Consider the following 13,338-nt stretch of genomic DNA (forward strand, 5'->3'; position numbering starts at 1 on the left):
GCTGAAGCCGGGAACCAGACCTGCAACGCCGGCCCGGCTCCGGTTGCTGGTTTCACCACTGCTGCGGGCGCAGGTTTTCGTCGAACAACAGCCGATAGCAGCGGTAGTTGGTCATAACCTTGAAAACATAGTCCTTGGTTTCAGCATAGCCGACTTCAGAAGCAAAGCGCGCCTGGTCGTCCGCACCGGCCCGTGCGCACCAGCGCGCCACAGCGGTCTCACCGCCATTGTATGCCGCGACAACGGCCGCCGGATGGTTGGGAAACAAGGTAAACAAATCGGCCACATACTGGGCCGCAAACTGTATGGCAAAGCGTGGTTCGTAGAGGTCAGTCTGGGTCACGTCCGGCAGCCCCAGCTTTTGGGCAACCTGTTCCGCCGTGGCAGCGATGAACTGAAACATGCCGCGTGCGCCGACCGGTGATTTGACGGTGGGATTGAAACGCGATTCCTGCCGGGCAATGGCCAGCAACAGACGCGGGTCCACGCCGCGCCGCTGCGCCTGTTCAACCAGCTCATCGCGGTAGGGCGCCGGGTAGAGCAGTTCGGCCACGAGGCGCGGCATGACTTCCAGCCGGAAGTCTTCCGGCAGCGCGCCAAACATCGGCTCTCCGTAGGCCATAGCTTTCCACGCCTGATTGCCACGTCCGGCATAGACGGCCTGAGCCAGCGCCGGCCCGCTGCCGCCTTCCAGAAAGGGCAGGGCGTCGTCGAAGAGCCGGAGAAACGACAGTTCTTCGGCCAGGTTGCGGCTGGCCGGAGCGTCCTCGGTGCGGAGAATCACCTGCCGGCCCGGTTCAGGTACGCTGACCTGCCAGGCGCGGGCATAGGCTGGAAGCTGGCGATAGACGGTTTCAAGCTGGCCCAGCAGAGCGCGCCGCGTATCCGGGTCGGAGGTCAACCGCAGCGCCTGGTGCAGAGCATCCTTGGTCTGGCTCTGGCGGAAGTAGCTGAGGCGCTGGGCAATCAGGGCTTGTGCTTTACGGTTTTCAGCCAGCGCCAGAAGCCGCGCGGTGGCTTGCTGGCCGTAGTAGCTCGTCCGGGTGTCGGGCAGTGAGAGATAGACTTCGATGGCTTCCGCGAAACGCTCCAGACGTTCCAGACAGAGGGCGCGCAGGAAGGTGACTTCGTTGGCATTGGTCGAACCGGGACCGCGCCGGTGCAGCGGCAGGCGTTGCAGGTCTTCCAGCACACTAAGCGCCGCGCGCCAGTTGCTCTGGGACATGAAAATCTTTGCCCGCTGAAAGCGCGCCGTCACGCCGGCCAGCTCACGCGGGAAGCGTTTTTCCGCGCGGTCGCACCATTCGAGAGCTGCCTTGAAGTCACCGGCCAGGCGCAGGGCATCAATGGCATTCAGATGCGCGCCGCCCAAAAACTCACTGTTGGGATAGGCCGCAATGAAGGCTTCGTACCGCGCAACGGCTTCCTGATAACGTCCGGCATTCTGGAGCGCGTGTCCGACCTGGTAGTAGCCTTTTTCGCCTTCCGGTGACGTGGGATATTCCTCGTGCGCGCGGTCCAGCCAGCGGATGGCTTCATCCCAGTTTTCCTCGATAAAGAAGGCGCGCCCAAGACTCCACAGGGCTTCAGGACGCTCTGGAACGGCCGGGACCTGCTCCACGAGTGCGCGGAAATGGCGTTTTGCGCCTTCGGTGTGGCGATTGGCCAGGTAAAGCCGGGCGCGCGCCAGGCGCTGGGCCGGCGACAAGGTGGGGTCCTCCCGGGCGTCAAGCTGTTCGGCCGCCAGCAGGGCGGCATCATCTTTTCCAGTGGCCAGCAGCCGCCGGAACAGTTCTCGCGCCTCGGCTTCCTGACCCGCCCGACGCAGAAGCACACCCAGCCGGACTTCATATTCACGGCTTTGGGAGGCCAACTGACGATACAGGGCTATCGCGCGATCAAGTTGCCCGGCGGCGGCGTAGCTTTCGGCCAGCCGCAGGCGGGCACCGCGTGCGGCCGGATGGATTCCGAACCGCTGCACAAGCTCGGTCAGCCAGCGTTGTTCATCGCGGCTGGCAGCCCGGTTGCCGGACTGGGCTTCCTGACGCGCCAACTCGGCCAGGTATTTCAGGCAGTACGGTGCGAACATCTGCCCGCCGGAGCGTTGCATGACCTGCTCATACAGGGTTCTGGCGCCTGCCAGATCGCCGGTGCGGTGGAGCAGGCGCGCCCGCAGATAATCGTAGTTGTTGACCGTGTAGAGCTGCGGCGCAGCACTGGCAAACTGGGCGAGATCGCGCAGCGCATCGGCATAACGCCGGTCATCCACGGCCTTCTGGATGCGGAGCGTTGCCGTTCGGGCCTCGAATGGCGCGTGGGAGACGGCTGTTTCAGCCGGGCCGGGCACCGGAAGGTCAGAAGTCGTACCGGGCGGCACGGGCAGCGTCGGAAGGGTTGTCAGCAGGGCGACAAAGACGGTGCTGCGGGCCAGCAGGCGTTGTCTTCCGGGCGTGAGCATGGTGACATCCGTTGAGCACTGTCCCTGAGTGCATCCTGGTTGCAACGACGGACACGGCTGAAGTACCTCGTGTGGCGCGGTCTCCAGGGGACCCGTGTGAGCAAGGCCATGGCGTACGACAACCTGTGCAAGTACCTGGCAGAAACCTATCCGGCGGCTTTCGTCCGCTGGCTCGCCAGGCATTATCCTGAGCTTCCTCACGACATGGAAGCCACTGAAGTCGAGGTTCTCAAAACCGAACTGCCCGTCGAGCCAATTCGCGCCGATTTCGTCACCTTCATCCGGGCCGCTGATGTCCTTCTGCACATCGAGTTTCATCTCGACCCAACTTCCGACCCGCCTCTGGCCTTTCGGATGCTGGAGTACTGGGTGCGTCTTTTCCGCCGCTACCGCACTCCGGCCCGGCAGGTGGTTCTGTTGCTGAAGAGTACACCGGCGGCACGGGAGATGCCCAACATCTTCACAGCCGGTATGACGCACCACAGCTTTCACGTGCTGCGTCTGTGGGAAGTTGAAGCGACTGAACTTCTGTATGACGAAGCTCTGTTGCCGCTGGCTGTTCTTGGAAAGGCGGCTTCCGAGGAAGCGCTTTTGCGGGAAACCGCCGCGCGGGTTGAGCGGATGACAGACGCCAGCCAACGCGCTAACGTGTCAGCCTGTGTGCAGGTGCTGGCCGGATTGCGCTTTGACCGGGCACTGATTCGGGCTTTGTTTCGGGAGGAAGCGATGCGGGAATCGGTCATTTACCAGGAAATCATCGAACGCGGGCTGGCGCAGGGCATTGAACGCGGGCTGGCGCAGGGCATTGAACGTGGGCTGGCACAGGGTGTCGAACGCGGGCTGGCACAGGGCAGTCACCTGGAAGCCATCAGGCTGGCCCGCACCCTGCTCGAACGCCGCTTTGGCCCGCTCCCGGAAAGCGTCGCCGACCAGATTGCCCTGCTGTCACGGGAACAGGCTGAAAGCCTGGCTATCGAGACCCTCACCTTCGACAGCCTTGACGCGGTACGTACCTGGCTGGCTGTCCAACCCACAGCTTCCGAAGCGACAGAAAACCCGTCCGAGCCTTCGTGACAGCCGCGCTTCAGGTCACAACGGCCCGTGCCGCCAAAGCTGCAAACTCGCGCTGGGCCCGGGCCCGGGTCTTCTGCTGCATCTGTACTTGGGCAGCCAGCGTTGTTCATCCGAAGTATCTTGCGAAGTATCTTGGGCAGCGAGTCTCCAAAAACCCGTCTGAGCAAGGGCAATGGCGTACGACAACCTGTGCAAGTACCTGGCAGAAACCTATCCGGCAGCTTTCGTCCGCTGGCTGGCCAGGCATTATCCTGAGCTTCCACACGACATGGAAGCCGCCGAGGTCGAGGTTCTCAAAACCGAACTACCCGTCGAGCCGGTTCGCGCCGACTTTGTTACCTTCATCCGGGCCGCAGGCTTCCTTCTGCACATCGAGTTTCATCTCGATCCGACTTCCGACCCGCCCCTGGCGTTTCGGATGCTGGACTACTGGGTGCGTCTTTTCCGCCGCTACCGTACTCCGGCCCGGCAGGTTGTCCTGCTGCTGAAAAGTACGCCGGCAGCCCAGGAGATGCCCGGCACCTTCACGGCTGGTATGACACACCACAGTTTCCACGTGCTGCGGCTTTGGGAAGTTGACGCCACCGAACTTCTGGATGATGAAGCCCTGCTGCCGCTGGCTGTCCTTGGAAAGGCGGCTTCCGATGAGGCGCTGCTGCGGGAAACTGCTGCGCGGGTTGAACGGATGACAGACGCCAGCCAACGCGCTAACGTGTCAGCCTGTGCGCAGGTGTTGGCCGGGTTGCGCTTTGACCGGACATTGATTCGGGCTTTATTTCGGGAGGAAGCGATGCGGGAATCGGTCATTTACCAGGAAATCATCGAACGCGGGCTGGCACAGGGCGTCGAACGCGGGTTGGCACAGGGCAGTCACCTGGAAGCCATCAGGCTGGCCCGCACCCTGCTCGAACGCCGCTTTGGCCCGCTCCCGGAAAGCATCGCTGCCCAGGTTGCCCTGCTGTCACGGGAACAGGCCGAAAACCTGGCTGTTGAAACTCTGAACTTCGACAGCCTCGACGCGGTACGTACCTGGCTGGCCCTCCGGCCTACGACTTCCGAAGTCACCGAAAACCCGGACAAGCCTTCGTAACGACCAGGCTTCAGGCCACACCGGCCCGCACCGCCAAGGCGGCAAACTCACGCCGGGCCTGGGTCCGCACGTCTGCGGCATCGAGTGCCGTCAACGCTCCGTCGCGGACGACGACGCGACCGGCAATGACCACATGCCGTACGTCAGAAGCCATAGCCGCATAAACCAGGGCTGAGAGTGGATCGGGATGCGGCGCGGCATGCAGGGTGTCAAGCGTCACGACGGCTATATCGGCCGCTTTTCCCACGTCAAGACTGCCAATTTCGTTCTCCAGTCCAAGCGCCCGTGCTCCGTGCCAGGTTGCCATCTGAAAGGCGTCCAGCGCGGTGAGTTTTCGCGCGCCACAGCGCATTTTCTGAAGCAGCGCGGCTGTCCGCATTTCCGTGAAGGCATCGAGCCGATTGTTGCACGGTGCGCCGTCGGCGCCCAGGGAAACCGAAATACCGCGCTCCAGCATTTCCACGACTTTGGCGATGCCGGAGCCGAGTTTCAGGTTTGAGGACGGGCAGTGCAGCACGTGGGTCCCGGTCTCGGCCAGAAGCTCCAGTTCGGTCTCATCAAGCCAGATACAGTGCGCGATGCCGACATGGGGGCCGGTCAGGCCCAGCGCGTGCAGGTGCGCCAGGTTTCGCCGTCCGGTCAGACGTTCGACCAGCGCCACCTCATCCCGGTTTTCCGAAGCGTGTGTGTGGATGCGTACGCCCTTTTCACGTGCCAGGGCTGCCACCTCCCGCAACAGCGTTTCGGTGCACGACAAAACGAAGCGGGGCGCAAAAGCCATGTGAATCCGGCCCCCGGCCCGGCCGTGCCAGGCGTCGAGAAGGCGGAGGGATTCGGTACGCGCCTGCGCTGTCGTCTCACGAAGGCCCGGGGGCACTTCATCGCCGGCATCCATCAGGCACTTCCCGACAACCGCACGAAAACCGGTTTCGGCAACGACCTCCAGGGCAGCTTCCGTGTGGTGGACACTCTCCATCGTCATGGCGCAGGTCGTCCCGCCAGACATCATTTCTGCGATGGCGAGTTGTGCCGAAACCCGGAGACTTTCAGGCGTGTGGGCGGCCTCAAACTTCCAGATGCGCGTCTTCAGCCAGTCGAGAAGTTCAAGATCATCGGCTGCGCCCCGGAACAGGGCCTGGCACAGGTGAATGTGCGATTGGACAAAACCCGGTATCACTACGCACCCGGAGGCATCGAGTGTCTCATCGGCCGTTTCAGGAACTTTGCCCAGGTGCGTGATGCGGCCATCCTGCACGTACAGGTTGCCGTTGATGACCTGATGACGCGGACCACTCGTGAGCAGTGTGCCGTTGATAATCCGCAGGGTCGGCATGGTTTTACTCCGTTGTGGGCGAGGCTACAGTCTGGCGCTCGACCTGGGTGTGCGGCAACAACCGCAGCCCATCGGCCAAGAGCACCGGCGCCGACGAAAGCCACAGAACATCTCCCCGCCTGGCCGCGCTGAAAGCTTCATTACCGGCGTGGCGGTCACGCTTGAAGCGCATCAGCAGCGTACAGCGGTCAGGGCCACAGACAAGCCGTTTTTCACGTCCCTTTTCACGCTGGAGGTCGCCAATGACGCGCCACGGCGTCCAGCCCGAACGAGCTTCCGTCGCGTGTTTTCCGTCCTTCCGCAGCACGAAGTAGAAAAACTTCTGGATGCGACTGGATAACCCGGTCATAGCATCGAGTTGGGCGACCAGCGGTGTTGGATGCCAGGTCAGCGCAACATGACACCAGTCCCGTTCCGGTCGCCCGGCCAGCATCCGACAGGGCCCGTTGGCCGTGCAGGGCGCGAAAATTCCACATTCTGAAAGATCTTCGAGGAGCGCGTCACGAAGCTGCATAGCCGCACGCGCACTTGCGTGCAGGGCCGGCTCGATGACACACAAACTGCCATCCGGTGCAAGGTGTTTCCTGACCAGTTCCCGCACCCAGGCAGCCGGCGGGCCGTCCTCCGGGGCACACTCGTTGAGAACGTTGGAAAGCCAGATGAAATCAGCCGCAGCGTGCGGTGGGTACTTGCCCGTACGTTTGGCATCGCCGGTGTGTGGCGTCACGTGCAGCGTCATGGCTTCATGACGCTCGGCATTGATCCAGTCGGCGGCCTGCCGCAGCAGGTCCGTCGCTTTCTGGAGGGCGGCTGGTGACATTTCGACCAGAACGATCCGCACCTGAAACGCCGCCGGCTGCAACGACGCCAGAAATGACAGCGTCGCCAGAGCCGAAGTACCCGGCCCGCAGCCCACATCCAGGACAGTGAACCGGGATTTTGCTGTGAGTTCTTTGACAACATCTGGATGCCCGCCCAGTTCAGCCAGCACCCAGGCGGCTTTGACATAGTTGCGTGGCAGAAAGTGGAACAGATAGGCCAGGCAGCGCGTGTCGTGCCAGTAATCTCCAGGAGCAGCCTCCGCGAGGTTTTGGCGCTCCCGGGTAAAATCATCGGAAAGACGCACCAGGGCACTGGCCGTCGGGCGCAGAAATGCCTTGCCGACCGGCCCACGGTCGTACTGGGCCAGCGCCTCGGGGCCAAGCAGACGCCCTACCAGATAGCGTTCCACGTGCTGCAACAAATCGTTGTTCATCAGAGCGCAGGTCTTCAGGCTTTGCCAGAGCGCAAGCCCATTCCGGGGAAGTGGTTGTTTTGCCCGGCAAGGACGCTTATCGTTGCAAGTTCTGATTTCATCTGCCGGGAGCACAGAAGCACCCTATGATTGAAGCCTACTTCGCGGAAAAGGTTCCCGAAGTCAACCGCTGGCTTGACCAACTCATGCCGCCAGTGACGACCCCGCCGCCGCGCATTCACGAAGCCATGCGGTACAGTCTGATGGCTGGTGGCAAGCGGCTGCGCCCCATACTCGTGCTGGCTGCCGGCGAGGTTTTTGGCGGCGCACCAGAGCGGCTCTATCCAGTGGCCTGTGCCTTCGAGATGGTTCATACCTATTCTCTCATCCACGATGACCTGCCGGCCATGGACAACGACGACCTGCGGCGGGGCATGCCAACCTGCCACAAGCAGTTTGATGAAGCGACCGCCATTCTGGCCGGAGACGGGCTGATGACCCATGCGTTTCGGATTCTGGCTGAAATGGATGCCCCTGCCGAACAAAAAGTGCGCGTCATCCGGGAACTGGCCGTTGGGTCCGGTACGGTTGAAGGCATGATTGCCGGCCAGATTGTTGACCTCGAAGCCGAAGGAAAGCCCATTGATGCCGGGCGGCTGGCATTCATTCACCGGGCCAAAACCGGCGCGCTCATCCGTGGGGCGCTGGTTTGCGGCGGGATTGTCGCCGATGCCGCCGAAAGCGACCTGGCGCTGCTGTCCGCTTACGGCGACCGGGTGGGACTCGCTTTTCAGATTGCTGATGACATTCTTGACGAAACAGCCACGGCTGAACAGTTGGGCAAGACACCTGGCAAGGACGCGGCAGCCGGCAAAGCGACCTATCCGGCACTGTACGGGCTGGAGGCTTCCCGGAAACAGGCCGAGGCGTTGGCCGAGGAGGCCATTGAGGTACTTGCACCGCTCGGCCAACGGGCGCAACTGCTCATCGAAATGGCGCGCTTTGTCGTAAACCGCACTTCATAGCCCGGCCGGTGCGGTATTTCCTTGTCTTTCACTTTCGTCCGTGTGGAGCGTTCTATGCGATACATCACGAGCTGGTTGCTTTTGTTTTTCGTGACGGGGACCCTGGTCGTGGCAGCCCAGTCCGGCATCAGGCAGGGGGATACCCGCCGTGGAAATCCTGCGTCTGAAGTGCTGGCGCCGGACTTCATAGCGCCAAGTCTGACCGATGACACCTCCATCCGCCTTTCTTCCCTGCGCGGCAAGGTGGTGGTCATGAACTTCTGGGCAAGCTGGTGTCCGCCCTGCCGCGCCGAATTTCCGCTTCTGGTCAAGCTTTATGACCGGTACAAAGAACGCGGCGTCGTCCTGTTGTCGCTCAACCTGGCCGAAGAGGCCGAAACAGCGCGCCATTTCATCCAGCAGGCAGCGCCGCCCTTCCCCGTGTATGCCGGTGCTGTCGCCGCCGCCAAGTATGACGCTTCACGGCTGCCGACAACCTACTTCATTGACCGGGCCGGGCGCATCCGGCGGCGGGTTTCCGGGTTTCATCCCAAGCGCACGGAAGTCGAATTCTCCAGCCTCATTGACGAGCTTCTGGCCGAGCCAGCCCCGGCAGCGCAACCATGAAAGCCATGTCCAGACCTGCTGCACCATACCGTTTCCTGACCGCGTGCTTCGTCCTGCTCTTTCTGGCCGGCTTTGGTGGCTCGTTACCGCTTCCGTCCAACCTGGACGCCATCAGTGCCGTTCAGCTCAAACGGCATCTTTCCTTTCTGGCCTCAGCCGAGCTTGGCGGACGCTATACCCTCAGTGCCGGCAATCGCATCGCAGCGCGTTACCTGGCTGCCCAACTCGAAGCCTTCGGCTACCGGGGGGCGGCCACCGATGGCTCATTTTTCCAGAAAATTCCCTTTGTGACGCGAACCGGCGGGCAGGACTCCAGGCTGATGCTGGAGGGTGCCCCAAAACCCTTTGTCCATGGCGAGGACTTCATTCTGCGCGATCCGGCGGCAACCCTGCCCAATCTGTCGCTGGAAGCTGAGATGGTCTTTGTTGGGTACGGGGCATCCCACCCAAAAATGGATGCTTACCAGATGGTCAATGCCGAGGGACGGATTGTTCTCTGCCTGGCAAGCGGCACGCCGGATGTTCTGGCCGGGGAAAGCCTGCCAAACGATTGGCGCGAGAAAGCTGCTCTGGAACATGGCGCACGGGCCATGTTGTTTGTCCCGGACGAAAAGCTGGCCGCGGGTTGGGACCAGGCAGCGGCGTACGCCCGCCGCCGGTCTGTCCCGCGCGTGCGCCCGAAAGCCGCTGCTACAACACCGGGTCAGCCAGCCATTCCAACCTTCCTGCTGAGTCCAGCCGCGGCTGAGTCCTTTCTGGCCCCGTTCAACCTCACCCTCGCACAAGTACACGAGGCAGCCAGAACCGGCGCAGCATTGCCATCCGTTGCTGCCCAGCGCCGCTGTACCATCCGCACGACTGAAAACGAACGGGTCGAATACGGCCAGAATGTCGTCGGTATCCTCGATGGCGCTGATCCCAAGCTCAAACACGAGTACGTCGTTCTCAGTGCCCACTATGACCACCTGCCGGCGCAGGGTGACGTCATCTTTCCCGGAGCCGACGACGACGGCTCCGGCACGGCAGCCGTTCTGGAGTTGGCCCGGGTGTTTGCCGAAGGTGAGCGCCCAAAACGCTCGATCTTCATCCTGTTCAACACCGGCGAGGAAATGGGCCTGCTTGGCTCAGGCTACTTTACTGATCAGGAACCGCTCGTGCCGCTGGAAGCCATTGTGGCGAACTTCAACATAGACATGATCGGCCGCTCCCGCCCGCCCGGTGACGACCGGCGTGAAAATGCCGAACTGACCGACCGCGACAGTGTCTTCCTCATCGGGCCGGACAAACACAGCCGCCAGCTCTTTGAGCTGAGCGAGCAGACCAATGCCGCCACAGTCCAGCTTCGGCTTGACTACACCTACAATGACGAAGCGCATCCGATGCGGCTTTTCTACCGCAGCGACCACTGGAACTTCGCCAAGCGCGGCATCCCGATTGTTTTCTATTTCACCGGCCTGCATGCCGACTACCACCGACCGACCGACACGGTGGACAAGATTGATTTCGAGAAAATGGCCCGCATCACCAAGCTGGTCTATGCAACGGCCTGGCGAACAGCCAACCGTGAGCAGCGCTTTGACCTGGATGTGTGGAAAAGCCGGGAGCGCACGACGCCGAATCGGTAACTCCACCCTGAACCAAGACAGGCTGGCAACTCCCCCAACTGGGGTCGTTACCAGCCTGTCATTGTCGGTTGCCTGTCGGCAGAAAACAGATGTCCGGCTGGATTATTCGATCTGAAGGGCCATTTTGGAGCCTTTCATTTCGATGCGGGCAATTCTGCGGGTGCCGTCCTTGTTTGTGAACACCACCGTGTCGGCCGTTGCCGGCTTCGGCAGCTCGACCAGGGTATAGCTCGTCCGGGCCACCTCCCGGCTGCCATTCCGAATGATCAACTCACCGGGTTGTTCGTCGTCGTACTCAAGCGTGTACGTGCCTGTTTTCACTTCCTGCCCCTGGACAGTGCAATCCCGTGGGATTACCGTCTCCCGCTTCCGTTTGGCCGCCCAAACGGGAAGACTCAGCAACACCAGGGCCAGAGAAACCAACATGACCTGTCGCATGGCTTTCACTCCTTTTGTCAACCGCGCTGCGGTTTTTTGGGCTGTGTTCGATGTGACATGAAGCTGAGCTTTTGTTCATATCACCTGTATAACCAGAATATGAGCTTAGGTTCATATTTTACAAGCCCCTTCTTCCGGCTTCTCACCTGCAGTGCTGAAAACCTGGCCTGAAAAATGTTTTGGAAGCGACACACAACCCTTTGCTAGGATGAAGGGCCAGCCTGACCGGTCTTTCCGATACGAATCATGAGCGCGCCTACGAAATGCTCTCTGACTATTGGCTCAGAGCTTGGAGTTGCACTACCGAAGCAGGAACGCAGCCGTCGCACCCGTGAAAAGCTCATCCTGGCTGCCGCCCAGCTTTTCGAGGAACGAGGCTTCGAGAAAACGACCTCGAATGACATCGCGGCGGCAGCCGGTGTCAGCATTGGGTCGTTTTATGCCTACTTCTCAGACAAGCGGCAGATTCTACTTTTGCTGTTTGAGCAGCTTATTGCCGAACGTCTGGATGCCGTCTTCAGCAATTTCACTGAAGAAGACCTGACTGGCGGCGACCTCCGGGGTTGTATTGAACGCTGTATTCACCGCACCTTTGCCAACAAGGCGGCGACGCCAGGGCTGACCCGTCTCATTTACGACCTGGCTCCCAAGGATGAAGCCGTCGGGGCGCTGTGCCGGCGCCTGATGGAAGAATCCGTAGAAAACCTGGAGAAGTTGCTCCGCAAGGCGATGGCGCTGGGACTGACGGGCCTGACCGATCCGCACACGGCAGCGACAACCATCGTCCACGCCGTCGAGGCGGTTGCCCGCAAATGCGTCTTTGAAGACGAATTGCCAGAGAAAGACTGGCCGCCCTACATCACCTGCCTGACAGACATGACCTATGGATTTGTCTTCGGTGCCAGGTCTCAGCTCCCGGCATAACGGCCGCAGCTTGCCCGCAAGTACTCAGGGAAAGACTGGTTAGACACTTTTTTCCACAGGTTTTCCACAGCTCTGCTTTTCCTCCCCTGGTGAAAAGACTTTGGCTACGTGTCTATAAGTATTGGAAAACAAGCGGCTTATCTTCTCAGATCAACCAGCAGGGAAGGTGGGGAAAGCAAGCCGGGGCTTTTACTTCATGGTTTTCCACAGTTTTTCCACAGGCAGGGGAGTTCATTATCCACAGTTGCCGGCAGTTACCGTGGAGTGGTCAGTCACCCTTGCGCGGGGTATAGCCAGAGCGGGTACGTACCACGAGTTTGCGCTTTCCATCCTCAGCCCGGACGGTGACGCGCCGAAAGCCCCCGCCTTGCAGGCCTTGGCTCGGAACAAACCCGATTGAGTACTGGGTACGCAGGTCGGCATTGATGGTACGCACAATTTCTGGAAGCTCGTCCAGCGTCTTCGGGAAAAAGGCACGGCCGCCAGTTTCCTTGGCAATATCTTGGATGAGCTGGACGGAACGCTTCCGTGTCGAGCGGCCGAACAGACCGCCATCGTCATCTTCATCGGGAAAGCCGACGATATAGACCTGTACCTGATACTCCTGAAGCAGCTTGAGCATCTGCTTGCGGTCGTAGTAGCTGTCCCGCTCATCGCCGTCAGAGAAGACGACAATTGCCTTGCGGCGGTTTTTCCCCTCCTTGTCGGCGTACTCGGCAGAAAGCTGAATGGCATCGAGCAGGGCTGTTCCGCCCCCCCACACGATGTTGTCCACGGCATCCTCGATGTCTGCCGGCCGCGGTGTAAACTCTTCAGCCAGCTCAGCCCTGTTCTTGAAGTCCACCAGGAAGAACTCATCGCCTGGCTTTGCCGCACGTGCGAGAAACTTCACGGCTTCGATCACCTTCGTCCGTCGTGGACGCATGGAACCACTCGTATCCACGACGAATCCCAGGCTCACCGGGGCTTCATCGCGGCTGAAGTACTCGATTTGCTGCTCCACCTGTTCATCATAGACACGGAAGTTTTCCTTGCGCAGATCGCCGACAAAGCGATTGTCCTGGTCGAAAACAGCCACATCGAGAACCACCAGGCTGGTATCTATGGTGAACACCTCGTCCTGTGTTGCTGATGGGTTGGCTTTCGGGGGACGCTTGGGCGTGCGTTCCTGCCCATCCAGGCCGAGTGATGTACCTTGGAGCAGAACAAGAAGGGTGACACCAACCACGAGCCAGAATTTCGTTCCTGTCATTTTGTGCCTACCTCCCGGAATCTTGTCGCCAGTGGGCTGAACTCCCTGGGTTGCCTGTGGATTTTTCTTGTCGCTGTGCTTTCCATGTGCTAGGTTGAACGCCGGACAACGACTTTTCATTATCTCCAAATAACTGCAAAAAAAGACTTTAGGGATTATGCCAAAGATTTCCACAGGCCTGTGGAGCATCTGTGGAAAACCTGTGGAAAACTTCCTTTCTCCCGGTTGAAGACAGCTCGGCATCTGCCGCGCTCAGCGTTGATTGTCAAGGGTTTGGTC

Annotated in this window: 11 protein-coding genes; 6 read left to right on the forward strand and 5 right to left on the reverse strand. The window is 60.7% G+C overall.

Annotated elements, in window-relative coordinates:
• Window positions 1–52: 52 nt before the first annotated feature.
• Window positions 53–2,458, reverse strand: coding sequence for a tetratricopeptide repeat protein (locus tag CABTHER_RS11075; RefSeq protein WP_014100734.1), 2,406 nt, complete (start codon window positions 2,456–2,458; stop codon window positions 53–55).
• A 108-nt stretch (window positions 2,459–2,566) separates the two neighbouring features.
• Between CABTHER_RS11075 and CABTHER_RS11080 the strand changes: the two genes are divergently transcribed.
• Together CABTHER_RS11080 and CABTHER_RS11085 are read left to right on the forward strand one after the other, a co-directional pair.
• On the forward strand, window positions 2,567–3,532 hold the full coding sequence (locus tag CABTHER_RS11080) for a DUF4351 domain-containing protein (protein ID WP_014100735.1): 966 nt from the start codon (window positions 2,567–2,569) through the stop codon (window positions 3,530–3,532).
• 172 nt (window positions 3,533–3,704) lie between these two features.
• Window positions 3,705–4,622 (forward strand): DUF4351 domain-containing protein, encoded by a 918-nt coding sequence (locus tag CABTHER_RS11085; RefSeq protein ID WP_014100737.1) that lies wholly within the window; start codon window positions 3,705–3,707, stop codon window positions 4,620–4,622.
• A 10-nt stretch (window positions 4,623–4,632) separates the two neighbouring features.
• On the opposite strand, the gene CABTHER_RS11090 is transcribed toward CABTHER_RS11085, so the two are convergent.
• Window positions 4,633–5,955 (reverse strand): 5'-deoxyadenosine deaminase, encoded by a 1,323-nt coding sequence (locus CABTHER_RS11090; protein ID WP_014100738.1) that lies wholly within the window; start codon window positions 5,953–5,955, stop codon window positions 4,633–4,635.
• 4 nt (window positions 5,956–5,959) lie between these two features.
• Complete coding sequence (locus tag CABTHER_RS11095) at window positions 5,960–7,210, reverse strand: methyltransferase domain-containing protein (protein WP_014100739.1); 1,251 nt, start codon at window positions 7,208–7,210, stop codon at window positions 5,960–5,962.
• 125 nt (window positions 7,211–7,335) lie between these two features.
• On the opposite strand from CABTHER_RS11095, the gene CABTHER_RS11100 reads away from it, so the two are divergent.
• The 3 genes from CABTHER_RS11100 to CABTHER_RS11110 are packed head-to-tail and all read left to right on the forward strand — an operon-like array spanning window position 7,336 to window position 10,445.
• Window positions 7,336–8,214 (forward strand): polyprenyl synthetase family protein, encoded by an 879-nt coding sequence (locus tag CABTHER_RS11100; RefSeq protein WP_014100740.1) that lies wholly within the window; start codon window positions 7,336–7,338, stop codon window positions 8,212–8,214.
• Window positions 8,215–8,268: 54 nt separating this feature from the next.
• The gene (locus CABTHER_RS11105) at window positions 8,269–8,820 is read left to right on the forward strand and encodes a peroxiredoxin family protein (RefSeq protein ID WP_014100741.1); all 552 of its coding nucleotides are present in this window, start codon (window positions 8,269–8,271) and stop codon (window positions 8,818–8,820) included.
• Window positions 8,821–8,825: 5 nt separating this feature from the next.
• Window positions 8,826–10,445 (forward strand): M20/M25/M40 family metallo-hydrolase, encoded by a 1,620-nt coding sequence (locus CABTHER_RS11110; RefSeq protein ID WP_187288383.1) that lies wholly within the window; start codon window positions 8,826–8,828, stop codon window positions 10,443–10,445.
• Between the two features lie 102 nt (window positions 10,446–10,547).
• Here CABTHER_RS11110 and CABTHER_RS11115 read toward each other — a convergent pair whose 3' ends face one another.
• The gene (locus tag CABTHER_RS11115) at window positions 10,548–10,883 is read right to left on the reverse strand and encodes a hypothetical protein (protein ID WP_014100743.1); all 336 of its coding nucleotides are present in this window, start codon (window positions 10,881–10,883) and stop codon (window positions 10,548–10,550) included.
• Between the two features lie 246 nt (window positions 10,884–11,129).
• On the opposite strand from CABTHER_RS11115, the gene CABTHER_RS16055 reads away from it, so the two are divergent.
• Complete coding sequence (locus CABTHER_RS16055) at window positions 11,130–11,807, forward strand: TetR/AcrR family transcriptional regulator (protein WP_014100744.1); 678 nt, start codon at window positions 11,130–11,132, stop codon at window positions 11,805–11,807.
• A 268-nt stretch (window positions 11,808–12,075) separates the two neighbouring features.
• On the opposite strand, the gene CABTHER_RS11125 is transcribed toward CABTHER_RS16055, so the two are convergent.
• Window positions 12,076–13,059 carry a VWA domain-containing protein gene (locus CABTHER_RS11125; protein WP_014100745.1) on the reverse strand — a complete coding sequence of 328 codons (984 nt, stop codon included), beginning with the start codon at window positions 13,057–13,059 and terminating at the stop codon, window positions 12,076–12,078.
• Between the last annotated feature and the right edge of the window lie 279 nt (window positions 13,060–13,338).

The sequence above is a fragment of the Chloracidobacterium thermophilum B genome, from assembly GCF_000226295.1.
Lineage (GTDB): Bacteria > Acidobacteriota > Blastocatellia > Chloracidobacteriales > Chloracidobacteriaceae > Chloracidobacterium > Chloracidobacterium thermophilum.

Excerpts from the sequence above, each read along its gene's own strand:
- CABTHER_RS11075 (WP_014100734.1), bottom strand. The coding sequence starts at position 2,458 with ATGCTCACGCCCGGAAGACAACGCCTGCTGGCCCGCAGCACCGTCTTT.
- CABTHER_RS11080 (WP_014100735.1), top strand. The coding sequence starts at position 2,567 with ATGGCGTACGACAACCTGTGCAAGTACCTGGCAGAAACCTATCCGGCG.
- CABTHER_RS11085 (WP_014100737.1), top strand. The coding sequence starts at position 3,705 with ATGGCGTACGACAACCTGTGCAAGTACCTGGCAGAAACCTATCCGGCA.
- CABTHER_RS11090 (WP_014100738.1), bottom strand. The coding sequence starts at position 5,955 with ATGCCGACCCTGCGGATTATCAACGGCACACTGCTCACGAGTGGTCCG.
- CABTHER_RS11095 (WP_014100739.1), bottom strand. The coding sequence starts at position 7,210 with ATGAACAACGATTTGTTGCAGCACGTGGAACGCTATCTGGTAGGGCGT.
- CABTHER_RS11100 (WP_014100740.1), top strand. The coding sequence starts at position 7,336 with ATGATTGAAGCCTACTTCGCGGAAAAGGTTCCCGAAGTCAACCGCTGG.
- CABTHER_RS11105 (WP_014100741.1), top strand. The coding sequence starts at position 8,269 with ATGCGATACATCACGAGCTGGTTGCTTTTGTTTTTCGTGACGGGGACC.
- CABTHER_RS11110 (WP_187288383.1), top strand. The coding sequence starts at position 8,826 with ATGTCCAGACCTGCTGCACCATACCGTTTCCTGACCGCGTGCTTCGTC.
- CABTHER_RS11115 (WP_014100743.1), bottom strand. The coding sequence starts at position 10,883 with ATGCGACAGGTCATGTTGGTTTCTCTGGCCCTGGTGTTGCTGAGTCTT.
- CABTHER_RS16055 (WP_014100744.1), top strand. The coding sequence starts at position 11,130 with ATGAGCGCGCCTACGAAATGCTCTCTGACTATTGGCTCAGAGCTTGGA.
- CABTHER_RS11125 (WP_014100745.1), bottom strand. The coding sequence starts at position 13,059 with ATGACAGGAACGAAATTCTGGCTCGTGGTTGGTGTCACCCTTCTTGTT.